Genomic DNA, 11,539 nt, shown 5'->3' with positions numbered 1-11,539 from the left:
GGCAATGGAAAATCCCACTATCGTCAAAATCCGGAACTTTCTGCTTGCACCCCTGCCCGTTCACCACTAAATCCCCCCCTCACAGACCCCCGCGGAGAGGTGCCGGAGTGGTCGAACGGGGCGGTCTCGAAAACCGTTGTGGGTGCAAGCCCACCCAGGGTTCGAATCCCTGTCTCTCCGCCACTATTTTGCTACCAGCAACATTCCTGAATACAGTCTCGATGCCCTACTCACGACCGAGTGCACTTGTCGTTGAGCATCGGATGGGTCCGTTTTCAAATAGATTGAAGTAGTTTTTCATTTGCCTTGCCCCAAAAAAGCTACTGTGCCCGGCGCCCTCTTTCCAATTTGTTATTTTCGGCCGAGCAGTCGTTCAAGAACCATTGCCCAACGGCTGGATCGGGCCAAAAGTACTAGATCTTTTACTCCTTCGGTATTGTCCGCAGTCAATCAATCCGACCCGTAGAAAGACCTATCCACAACAGCTATCCCCCAACTGAATTGGCGGACACGGTACAGTTGCGTAGGAACAAAAGACACAGCAATCGCCTTCTAACGGTTTCAAGACTGCCTTGCACGATTTGCATTCATAAAACCACTGGCACGAGTCAGTTGGCATTCTTTCGGTTTCCATATGCCCACACTTTGGGCAGGTCAAATTGCTATCGAGCATCACAGTTTGATTTGTCATTGTCTCACATCCGCATGATTAGATAGTCATTGATTTGAGCCTCATTGAACACGATGACCCATGCCAACGCGGTAGTCGCCGTGCTTCCGACAAGCCACCATTTCAGATTTGCCAACGTCCCGTTTAGATGCGCTAAGAACCACGAAACCGCGACCAGCGCTGTTGAGACGGCGAGAACATAGTAGCTTGCCGCCGCTATTTTTCCGAATACTGCCAACCAACTGCCGCCCAAGCCTAACAACATCATGGCCATTGGAAGAACACAGCACGTTGCGACGCCCAGAGCTGAAACCGATCCCAAGTAGCTGAGGTTCACGTATTTCTTCATCTTTTGCTCCCGAGATGCTCGATTTGATTGTGTTGAAGCACCGGTATTCAGAGCGTATAACTCCTGTAGTAACTACAGGATCAAGTGGAGGCACTTCACATGATTGCGATAGGTGAGGCTTCCCGGCAATCCGGGGTTGGCATAGAAACCATCCGCTACTACGAACGCGAAGGTATCGTACCAAGACCTGTGCGAGCTCTGAACAATCGTCGCCTCTATTCAGCAAGCGATGTGGGAAGACTTCGATTTTTGAAGAGGTGCCGCGACCTGGGATTTCCTCTCCCAGACGCAAAGGCGCTTTTAGAGCTGTCAGAAGGAAGTGCCGAAGACTGCTGGTCAGTGAAAGAATTGGCCGAGGCGCATATTGCCAGCGTTCGAAGCAAGATTGATGAGCTCAGACGTCTGGAGCTCGCCTTGAGTGAGCTTACCGCCAATTGTGATAGTGGTAACGTTCACTGCCCGATGCTGCAAAGACTGGGAACGATGGATGATATCTGACACTGGACACTGGGCGGAAACTCAGGGTCTGAGATTTAGCCAGATCACGTCAGACCAAGGTCTGTGGTGCGGTAACAGATTGTAGTTCATAGTCGATTTCACGATGAGAGTGAAAGTAACTGACTTGACGATTGGCAATTGGTCGTTGTCGCGAGTCTTTCTTGCGGCCAGTATCTTCGTGATGGGTACTGCTACCGCAGTCGTTGGGGTCTGGGTGTCTAATCGAATTCAGAACGCAGTCGTGCAAAACTCCGCTAACTCTGCGGCGCTGTATATGGAAAGCGTAGTTTCCCCGCTCAGCCAGGAATTGGCACATGGCGACCGCCTTTCTGAACAGGCGGGCCTGGCTCTGGACGAGATTTTCATGACCCAGCCAATGCGTGACCGTATCGTTTCCTACAAATTCTGGAAGCAAGGCGGTGTGATTGCGCATGCCTCGGATACAGACATCATAGGAAACCGTTTCAATCCAACGGATGATTTAAGGCGAGCGTGGAACGGTGATATCTCCGGCTCTTTCGAAGAGCTTGATCATGCCGAGAGCGCCGCCGAGGCGGCATTGGGGATACCACTGCTGGAAGTTTACAGCCCCATCCGCGAACTCTGGTCCGGCGAAATCATCGCAGTTGCGGAGTTCTACGAAAGAGCTGACCAGCTTGAGTTAGACTTAGCCAAGGCCAGGCGAACAAGTTGGTTGGTCGTCGGCTCCGCATTCCTGGCAAGTACTATTGTTCTGTATACCATCGTCGCAATTGGCGACAAAACAATTCGACAACAGGGGACTCTGCTTAAACAGCGTCTGACAGAAAGTGAAAGGATGGCTGAGCAGAATGCGCTGCTGCGGGCGCGTGTGGTCGAGGCGTCAGAAAGATATACCACGCAAACAGATCGGTTGCTCAAGAATCTTGGAGCTGAGCTACATGATGGCCCTGCGCAATACCTGTCGCTCGCCGCCCTTAGACTGGAGGCCGCGTTTTCCAAAGAATCGGAAAGGCCTAAAGAGGCAGTGGAAATTCAGCAGTCTTTGCAAAAATCGCTGGCTGAAATTCGCGCAATTTCGCGAGGGCTGTCCGCGCCAGATATCGATAGCCTGTCACTCGTCGATGTTGTGAAGAGAGCCGTAGAGGATCACGCCGAACACAGCCCGTTGCGACCGGATATTTCATTCCTGGGCAGCCAGGCCCCAGAGTTGTCATTGTCCGACAAACTGTGCGTTTTTCGGTTCCTCCAGGAAACGCTTTCCAATGCCGCTAGATATGCTCCAGCTTCCAAGTGCACTGTTATCGCTGAGGCGCAGAACGACCGCATAGTTGTAAAGATCACAGACGACGGACCAGGATTTGACAGGTCAGAAGAAACCGCGTTGCGAGACGATGGTGGCCAGGGGCTTATGGGCTTGCGAGATCGGGTCGAGAGTATTGGTGGCAGGTTCGACGTCGCATCGAGACCGGGCGAAGGCACCACCATAGCTATGACACTATTTCCCAGAAAGTTAGGCACATCATGACTACATCTGTCGTAATAGCCGATGATCACCCGATATTCAGGGATGGTTTGCAACGCACGTTGGATGAAGCAGATGGCTTCGAAGTTTTAGCCGCTGGGTCCAGTGCTGAAGAGGCAGTATCGCTGGTCGGCACGCATCAGCCGGACATAGCTATTCTTGACCTCTCGATGCCCGGTGGCGGGATAAGCGCGACACGTAAAATCGCGGCAATGGCAAATCCACCCGTCATTGCAATCTTGACGGTCTCAGAGAACAGCGGCGATGTCGCGGACGCCTTGGAGGCGGGTGCGATTGGGTACATTGTGAAGGGAGTAACCGCGAGCGAACTAACCGCTTCTTTACGCAGCATCGCCGCAGGTGAAGGGTTCGTTTCTCCTGGCTTGGCCTCGAGGGTACTTCTTCAAATCAACGCTGACACCGGCATGTCTGTTAACAGCAGCATTCTAGATGACCTTACACATCGTGAGGAAGAAATACTGAGACGTGTGGCCAAAGGACTGAGTAATCGTGAAATCGCTGACGAGTTAGACCTCCAGGAAAAGACCGTGAAGCACTACATGACCGCAGTTCTGTCCAAGCTTCATGCGCGAAATCGGGTAGAGGCCGCGCTCATTGCACATGATGTTTGGAACAAGGGAGAATAGCTGCGGTCTCTTTGACGACGGTGGCGGCCCCTCACCAAAAAGAAGCCGCCAACGGATTATCGACTGGAATTGCAGCTCAGTTGGCGACCGACTGTAACCTCCGGCGATCAGAGGCCGTTGCGTTTCTTTCAACAACAGTCCGGTTGTAAGGGTCTTTCAACTCGTAACGCCCAAACTCGATCTCCTCTTTCCAACCATTGGCATAATTTACTTCGATATTGTTGCCTTGGCGTTCGATTTTCGTGGGTCGACTTCCAGCAGTGCCGCCTTGCCCAGATGAGCGTACATTGTCGATTGAGATACCATTCGCCAAGGACCGAAGCCTTGAAACGTCAGCGCCTGTCGCGGGGCGTTCCTCAACAGTTCGGTTCTGAGCATTCTTTCTCTCATACCGCCCGTCTTCGATCTCTTCCTTGGTTCCGTCCGAGTAACGCACCTCAATGCCCTTGGCGTTCGTTTCGACCTTTGTTATCCCAGCCGAACCCGACGATTTGCCCCCTGAATTAGACTTATCCTTCTTTCCGCTGCCCTTATTGGAGCGTTTGGAGTCATCATCGTCATTATCGTCATCATCATCGTCGTCGCGACCACTTTTTCCTGACCCCGAATTGTCGTCCCGGTCATCATCTCTGTCGTCGTCTCGATCATCGTCTCTATCGTCATCACGATCATCATCTCGGTCGCCACCACGGCCGCTATTACCCGACCCCGAGTTATCATCCCGATCGTCGTCGCGATCATCATCCCTGTCATCGTCACGATCATCCCCGTCTTTCCCTTTGCCGCTTTTGGCAAAGGCATATGACGGTTCAAAATGTAGGCGGCCATCGTCATCAAAGGTTGGCACATAAGGCGTCGCGGCAATCAACGAAGCCAACGCCGCGGTACTTAGAAGTTGACCCAGCTTTCTTTGAATTTTCATTTTCGCCTCCAATTTTGATCGTCACGCTTCATGGCATTGGAGACAGGCTACTACCGGCCCGACTTTCCCACATCGGGCTTAGGTCTGACGAATTTCAAGCCGAACGTCTTAACCAGATCAGTCAAACCAATAGATTCTTTGCAGAACCAAATGAGCAGTTCAGTGGGGATTAACCCCGTCGCCTTTCAACTCGTCATCAGGTTCGAGGTGAATGACAAAGACGGAACCCGGGTACAGACACTCTAGTTCTTCCTCTATGTCGTTACATATATCGTGCGCTGCGCTGACTGGCATTGTGCCGTCCACAACAAGGTGAAACTCTACAAAGATAACATTCGCGGATCTGCGCCCTTTGAGGTCATGATACTCTAAGGCTGCACCGAGGTTTGCTTCGATTGCATTAGAAACAGTCTGCAAGTCATGTTCCGACAGGCTTACATCCATCAGGCCATCGACGGATGCCCGAATAACTTTCCAACCCTCCCACAAGATGTTCAGCGCAACAAGAATTGCCAGGATCGGGTCAAGGATCAACCAGCCGGTGACAAGCGCTAGTATCAGTCCTGCGACGACACCAACAGAAGTCATAACATCCGTAAAAATGTGGCGGGAGCTCGCTTGCAAGGCGGGCGATCCCTCGCGCCTACCTGTCCTAAGCAAGAGGTAGGCCCATGCACCGTTCACACCCGTTGCAACGATATTGACGGCAATTCCAAGCAGCGGCGCATCCTCAAGATGCGGGTTCGGGAGCACCAGTACAGCTTCTCTGATGATCAAGAACGCCGCCAACACAATCAGCGCGCCCTCAACCACGGCTGAAAGATACTCCGCTTTTTTATGACCAAAGGGGTGGTTTTGGTCAGGGGGCTTATTGGCAACCCGAACTGCGAAATACGCCAACAAAGCCGCGACAACATTCACGGTTGATTCCATTGCGTCTGACAACAAAGCCACCGAACCTGTCAGCCACCAAGCCAACAGTTTCAGGGCCAGTACCACAATGGATATCGGGATAGACCAAAGAGCGATTTTTTGTGTCATTTGGCCGCGACCCTCAGTCAATTATGAACAGAAACTCGGGTGATTGGTGAGCTCCGATGTTCAAAACGTAAAACAGGTGTTTGGCGAAAAGGGAATAGGTCTTACGGCATCCTATTGGCGACAGCATCTGGTCGCCGCTGCGTGGCGCCAAACGACTGTTATTCGGATGAAAGCCCGGTCGACGAAACAGGAACAGCCTTGAGATAGGCTGCAATCGCCAAACGGTCCTCATCCGTCAGCCGTGAGGTGTTCTCGATGACCTCCACCATCTCACCACCCGCACTGTCATAGTCTGGTGTAAAGCCAGATTTTAGGTATTCGGCAATGTCTGCTTCTGACCAATCAAGCTGGTCTGAGGTTAAGCCGGGGATACGACCTTTCCCGTTTGGATTTGGTGCACCCGTCAGCCAAAGGTCTCGTTTCAGGCCCCCTAAACCATTTCGCGGGGTATGGCATTCAGCGCAATGACCCAGCGCCTCGACCAAATACCTGCCATGTTTTTGTTGGTCGGTCAGATCACCTTCGACCACCCAGCCTGATGACATGAACAAGAGCTTCCATCCCCCCAATCCGCGCCGAACGCTGAAAGGAAAACCTACGTCATGCGCAACACTTTCCGTTGCGGCCGCTGGCAGCGTGCCGAGGAATGCGTGTAGCGAAACCACGTCTTCGGCCGACATGTTGGCGTAAGAGGTATAGGGAAACGCTGGGAAATAGTGCTGCCCTTCGGGTCCGGTTCCATGGATCAAGGCATTGGCCAGATCCAGGGCAGACCAGGATCCGATACCAGTTTCCGGGTCACTGGAAATGTTGGGGGCAATGAACGTGCCGAATTCCGTCTCAAACCGGCGACCACCAGCGAGCACGAGCTTGTCTTCACCGACCGCATCCGGCGCTGAATGACAGGATGCGCATCCCCCCGCGTGGAACACGATTTCACCGCTGGCAAGATCTGGGTTCAAACCGTCGAGTCGTGATTGTTCCATTCGTTGAGGTCGGGTCAGCACCAAACCGGCCAACCCGACCAACACAATGACGATTGCGACAAAGAAAAGAAAGCGCCGCACCGTCAGTGCCAAATCAGTTCTTTGGAGCTCTGTATGCTTTGTGACATGCCGAACAGCTTCCGCCCAGATCGCCCATCGCTGCTTTTAGGGCATCAACATCTTGACCTGCCGCAGCCTGCATCGCAACAGCGGCGTCTGCCATGGCCTGCCCTTTCGCACCAACGTCAGGGAAGTTCTCCCAGATCGCAGGCAATGCACGGGTGGTCGGATCGGACGCATTGTCAGATCCCTGGGGCCACATCGCGGATTGATCGATTTGTGTCAGTACAACAAGATTATTCGCGGCCCGAGTTGCGGCCTCGGCATCATAATCGACCTCTCCCTTAGCCATTCCGCCAAGTGTACCAAGATTGAAGGCATAGAGTTGCATGATTGAGGTACGAGCTTTCACAGCTGGGTTTTCACTTTCTTGGGCGATGGCTGTGCCAATGGCGGCCAATGACAAAAGACCTGCCGCGAATACTGAGAACTTCTTCTTCATGATGTGTCTCCCTGTTTAATGCTCCGAATGTTAACTTGAACGATTTTTCTTGTAATTGTTTGTTATTGGTCGTCACTTGTTAATTTATGAACAACGAAAACTGGGATGATATTCGGTACGCGCTCGCCGTAAGCAAATACGGCTCACTCAATGCAGCGGCAGCGGCACTGGGCGTCACGCATGCGACCGTGTTGCGAAGGGTGGCCGCATTCGAAGAGCGCAATAGCTGTGTGATTTTCCAGAAAAGCCCTTCGGGATACTCCGCCCTGCCCGAGGCCAGAGCAGTTCTGTCGGCTATGGAAAGCGTCGAAGATGCGGTGCTATCGGTCGAACGCGCGATTGTCGGTGCAAATCAGTCCCCTACGGGCCATGTGCGAATTACATCTACAGACAGTCTTTGCCAGATTGTTCTACCTTCAATACTAAATGAGATCGCACGGCTTTACCCCGGCCTGAAGCTGACTTTGCTAAGCGGGAATAGTCACCATGATTTGTCCCGGTTAAGCGCAGACATCGCCGTGCGCCCATCGATAAAGCTCGGGGAGGGTCTGATCGGACAGCGTGCCGGAACACTGTCTTTCGGAGTCTTTGACGACGGCTCCCCCAATCGCAAATGGTTGAGGCTAGATGGCGCGTTAAGCCGTTCACTTCCTGCCAAATGGTTAAAAGCGAATGTCAGTGCTGACCAAATGACCAACGGGGCAGACAGTTTTTTGGTGCTTCAGCAGATGGCAGCCGCAGGAGTCGGTAAAACGTTTTTGCCTACTTTTTTTGGCGACGCGGATTCCAGACTTCGAAAGTCTCACGACATCACTCCAGAAATTCAGGTTCCGCTCTGGGTTGCGGCACTGGACGAAATTGCGAACACACCAAGATTTGCAATCGTTCAACGAGTGTTGGTTGAACGCTTAGCCACTGTTCTTACTGGATGACGCTTTTTTTTGAAATCAAATGCGAGCATTAGGATGGAGCTTCAAGCCGATACACGACGCAGACATTTCAAACCAAAGTCTTACTAACAAGCTGTTAGGACAATGACCTCTTGATGCAGTTTGCCGGTCACTACGATAACCGAATTTGCTATCGTCTAGTTTGCGCTGTGCGGACTTGAGGTAAGGAGTGCTTTCCGCCCTAAGGGACCTAAATGCGCCATCGATAACTGCCGGCAAAGGTTACTCAACTTTAATCACTATGACGCTTTCCCATGACACCCCCCACCCGCTTTTTGTGCCGAAGCCGTCCCTAGTGCTGACCCGAAGCCAACAAAACTACATTTGATAGTGCGGCACGCATTTGAGAAGAGCGGATTGCCACGTCTGAAGAAAAAGATTGCCAAACTTGGAGGCAGATCAAACAACAAGGTCAACTACGCTTGGCCCAAGTTTTTTAGAATTGGACAGTCTGGGCGGTGGTCGCCAGCGCATTCTTCGATCAGATGAGACAGTGTTTCATGCATCGCCTTCAGATCGGCAATCTTATCGTCGATCTCTTTCAGATTCTGTTTTGCAATTTCTTTCACGTCCGCGCTTGCGCGTTCTTTGTCCTCGTAAAGCGCCAGTAGCGAACGACAATCCTCAATGGTAAAGCCCAATGAGCGGGCCCGCCCGATGAAGGCCAGCTTGTGCAGTTCCTTTTCGTCGAAATGGCGATACCCATTGAGGCTCCGCTTGGGTTTGATGAACCCGATATCCTCGTAATAGCGGATGGTTTTGGCAGGCAGACCCGAACGTTCTGCTACATCTCCGATATTCACAGCGGTTCTCCTATACTATCCAGCATGCACTGAACGCAGCGTTTGCTCGGTGTTCTGCGAGATCTGTTCTCGCCCAACTTTGATCGGCTTTACCCAGCGCAACCGCAGCGCATTGGTTAGGACAAATACGCTGGACAGCGCCATGGCACCTGCGGCCAAAACCGGCGACAGCAGCGGGCCGCCAAACGGATAAAGCACCCCTGCCGCAACCGGTATGAGCAGTGTGTTGTAGCCGAACGCCCAGAACAGGTTTTGGCGGATGTTACGCATGGTGCGCTGACTAATATCGAAGGCATTGACCACGCCCGTCAGGTCGCCTGACATCAGAACGACGTCAGCCGCTTCGATGGCAATGTCAGTGCCTGTCCCGATCGCAATTCCTACGTCAGCTGCCGCCAAAGCAGGCGCATCATTGATGCCATCACCCACAAAGGCCAGTTTTCCGCCATTTGAACACAAATCCTGTAACGCGGATACTTTACCCTCGGGCAGAACTTCAGCCACGACATGATCGATGCCAAGCTGCGCTGCAATGGATTTGGCAGTAGCGGCATTGTCGCCAGTAATCATCGCTACTTTCAGGCCTAGCCCGTGCAGAGCTTCGATTGCGTCCGGCGTGGTGGTTTTGATTGGGTCCGCCACAGCGATTACGGCCGCGATAGCCCCGTCTACGGCAGCATAAAGTGGAGTCTTTCCGTTGATTGCGAGTTCAGCGCCCCGATCAGACAACGCGCCCATTTCTACCCCTTCGCGACTCATCAGGCGGTCGGCTCCGATCAGGATTTTATGGCCTTCGACTGAGGCGCTTACCCCGTAACCGGTGATCGACGTGAAGTCTTCTGGCTTGGAAAGCTCCAGACCACGGGTTTCTGCCGCGCGCACGATGGCTGTGGCGATTGGATGTTCGGAAGTGACCTCAACGGCAGCAACAAGGTGCAGAACCTCGTCTTCGGTCATTCCTTCGGCCACAATCAGGTCGGTCAGCTCCGGACGCCCTTCGGTCAGGGTGCCCGTCTTGTCCACCGCAACAACGGTGGTTTCCTGCAGCATTTGCAAGGCATCGCCCTTTCGGAACAGGACGCCCATCTCGGCAGCGCGGCCGGTGCCGACCATGATGGAAGTAGGTGTGGCCAACCCCATGGCGCAGGGGCAAGCAATGATCAGTACCGCAACCCCGGCCACCAACGCCAGGCTAAGCGCGGGATCGGGTCCGAACAACATCCATACCAGCACTGTCACAACGGCCACTGCGATCACTACCGGCACAAACCACAGCGTGATGCGGTCGACCAGGCCTTGAATCGGAAGCTTGGCACCCTGTGCTTGTTCGACCATCTGAATGATCTGGGCCAACATAGTGTCTGCGCCGATCTTTTCAGCACGGTACGTCAATGCACCCGCGCCATTTACGGTCCCCCCAACCACAGTTGCGCCCTCGGTTTTTTCGACGGGAACCGGCTCTCCGGTGATCATGCTTTCATCGACATATGACGCGCCGGTCATTACGGCACCATCCACCGCGATTTTTTCGCCCGGTCGAACGTGCACAATATCACCTACAACAATCTGCTCAATCGGTAGCTCGACAACCGATCCGTCGCGCTCAACTCGCGCTGTTTTTGCCTGCAGACCGACCAGTTTTCGGATCGCTTCACCAGTTCGACCCTTGGCGCGCGCCTCGAGGAATCGCCCGAGCAATATGAGAACCACGATCACCGCTGCGGCCTCGTAGTAGACATTTGCGGTTCCGACCGGAAGAACACCCGGCGCAAAGGTCGAGATAAGCGAGAACCCATAGGCCGCCGAAGTGCCCAGAGCCACCAGAGAATTCATGTCCGGCGCGCCTCTGAACAAGGAAGGGAATCCCTTGGTGTAGAACTGCAAGCCTGGCCCAAAAAGAACGATCGTGGTCAGAAGGAATTGCAGGTAATAGCTGTTCTGGATGCCGATGGTGCTCGCTATCAGGTGGTGCATGCCCGGAATAACATGCGAGCCCATTTCGAGAATGAATACCGGCAATGCGAGCAAAGCGGCGAAGCTTGTTCGCCGCGCCAGATGGCTGATCTCTGCCGCTTTGCGGTCTTGTGGTTCGGTCTGCGTTGCGGATCGCAGGCTCGCCGGATAGCCGGCAGATACCGCATGCGCCGCTATGGCTTCGGGTGTTGTGACTCCCTCAGCATAACGCACAGTTGCACTTTCAGTGGCCAGATTGACCGACGCGAACAAGACGCCGCCATCGGCTTCCAGGGCTCGTTCAACGCGCCCTACACAGGATGCGCAGGACATGTTCTGAATATCCAGAGTGACCTCTGCCGTCCGCGCCGGATATCCGGCGCGGTTTAACGCATCAGCAATGGCCGCTATATCGGCTGGATCGCGGAAATCGACCTGAACGCTTTCGCTGGCGAGATTAACCGAAGCGGTATCTACCCCTGGAACATCTTTCAAAGCGCGCTCGACGCGCCCAACGCAGGAAGCACAGCTCATACCCTGAACCTGGAGCCGCGCATGTAAATTTTCAGTCATATTGTCACCACGTATGTTCTGCTGACGGGCAACATAAGGGTTCCAGCAAGTGGAAGGTCAAGGGATGAGGCTGACTTTCTT

General features: G+C 53.4%; 12 protein-coding genes and 1 tRNA gene. 5 read left to right on the top strand and 8 right to left on the bottom strand.

What is annotated here, in order from left to right:
- Positions 1-93 precede the first annotated feature (93 nt).
- Positions 94-183 (top strand) — tRNA-Ser (locus tag ACR0AY_RS02540).
- A gap of 289 nt (positions 184-472) precedes the next feature.
- Here ACR0AY_RS02540 and ACR0AY_RS02535 read toward each other — a convergent pair.
- The gene (locus ACR0AY_RS02535) at positions 473-673 is read right to left on the bottom strand and encodes a GDCCVxC domain-containing (seleno)protein (RefSeq protein WP_480453839.1); all 201 of its coding nucleotides are present in this window, start codon (positions 671-673) and stop codon (positions 473-475) included.
- Positions 674-695: 22 nt separating this feature from the next.
- Entirely contained in the window at positions 696-1,019 is a 324-nt protein-coding gene (locus ACR0AY_RS02530; RefSeq protein ID WP_170509939.1) for a hypothetical protein, read from the bottom strand.
- 99 nt (positions 1,020-1,118) lie between these two features.
- On the opposite strand from ACR0AY_RS02530, the gene ACR0AY_RS02525 reads away from it, so the two are divergent.
- The 3 genes from ACR0AY_RS02525 to ACR0AY_RS02515 all read left to right on the top strand — a co-directional run bounded on the left by ACR0AY_RS02525 (position 1,119) and on the right by ACR0AY_RS02515 (position 3,668).
- A complete protein-coding gene (locus tag ACR0AY_RS02525) occupies positions 1,119-1,517 on the top strand; it encodes a MerR family transcriptional regulator (protein ID WP_170509942.1) in 399 nt (132 codons plus the stop codon).
- 109 nt (positions 1,518-1,626) lie between these two features.
- Positions 1,627-3,024 carry a sensor histidine kinase gene (locus ACR0AY_RS02520; RefSeq protein ID WP_480453685.1) on the top strand — a complete coding sequence of 466 codons (1,398 nt, stop codon included), beginning with the start codon at positions 1,627-1,629 and terminating at the stop codon, positions 3,022-3,024.
- A complete protein-coding gene (locus ACR0AY_RS02515) occupies positions 3,021-3,668 on the top strand; it encodes a response regulator (protein WP_170392761.1) in 648 nt (215 codons plus the stop codon). The genes ACR0AY_RS02520 and ACR0AY_RS02515 overlap by 4 nt, the downstream gene beginning before the upstream one ends.
- Before the next feature lie 76 nt (positions 3,669-3,744).
- Here the strand turns inward: ACR0AY_RS02515 and ACR0AY_RS02510 are convergent, their stop codons facing one another.
- The 4 genes from ACR0AY_RS02510 to ACR0AY_RS02495 all read right to left on the bottom strand — a co-directional run bounded on the left by ACR0AY_RS02510 (position 3,745) and on the right by ACR0AY_RS02495 (position 7,179).
- Entirely contained in the window at positions 3,745-4,590 is an 846-nt protein-coding gene (locus ACR0AY_RS02510) for a hypothetical protein (protein ID WP_480453684.1), read from the bottom strand.
- Positions 4,591-4,749: 159 nt separating this feature from the next.
- Entirely contained in the window at positions 4,750-5,631 is an 882-nt protein-coding gene (locus ACR0AY_RS02505) for a cation diffusion facilitator family transporter (RefSeq protein ID WP_170509948.1), read from the bottom strand.
- Positions 5,632-5,789: 158 nt separating this feature from the next.
- Positions 5,790-6,698, bottom strand: coding sequence for a c-type cytochrome (locus ACR0AY_RS02500; RefSeq protein ID WP_480453682.1), 909 nt, complete (start codon positions 6,696-6,698; stop codon positions 5,790-5,792).
- A gap of 13 nt (positions 6,699-6,711) precedes the next feature.
- Positions 6,712-7,179: a cytochrome c gene (locus ACR0AY_RS02495; protein WP_170509951.1), complete on the bottom strand. Its 468-nt coding sequence runs from the start codon at positions 7,177-7,179 to the stop codon at positions 6,712-6,714.
- Positions 7,180-7,265: 86 nt separating this feature from the next.
- Here ACR0AY_RS02495 and ACR0AY_RS02490 point away from each other — a divergent pair, with 86 nt between their 5' ends.
- On the top strand, positions 7,266-8,111 hold the full coding sequence (locus ACR0AY_RS02490; RefSeq protein WP_170509954.1) for a LysR family transcriptional regulator: 846 nt from the start codon (positions 7,266-7,268) through the stop codon (positions 8,109-8,111).
- A gap of 434 nt (positions 8,112-8,545) precedes the next feature.
- Here the strand turns inward: ACR0AY_RS02490 and cueR are convergent, their stop codons facing one another.
- Positions 8,546-8,932 carry a Cu(I)-responsive transcriptional regulator gene (gene cueR, locus ACR0AY_RS02485; protein ID WP_170405727.1) on the bottom strand — a complete coding sequence of 129 codons (387 nt, stop codon included), beginning with the start codon at positions 8,930-8,932 and terminating at the stop codon, positions 8,546-8,548.
- 15 nt (positions 8,933-8,947) lie between these two features.
- Positions 8,948-11,458 carry a heavy metal translocating P-type ATPase gene (locus tag ACR0AY_RS02480; RefSeq protein WP_170509956.1) on the bottom strand — a complete coding sequence of 837 codons (2,511 nt, stop codon included), beginning with the start codon at positions 11,456-11,458 and terminating at the stop codon, positions 8,948-8,950.
- Between the last annotated feature and the right edge of the window lie 81 nt (positions 11,459-11,539).

This window comes from Ruegeria sp. A5, assembly GCF_056543005.1.
The sequence above is the reverse complement of the archived record's forward strand: the minus strand, read 5'-3'. Positions and strand labels throughout refer to the sequence as shown.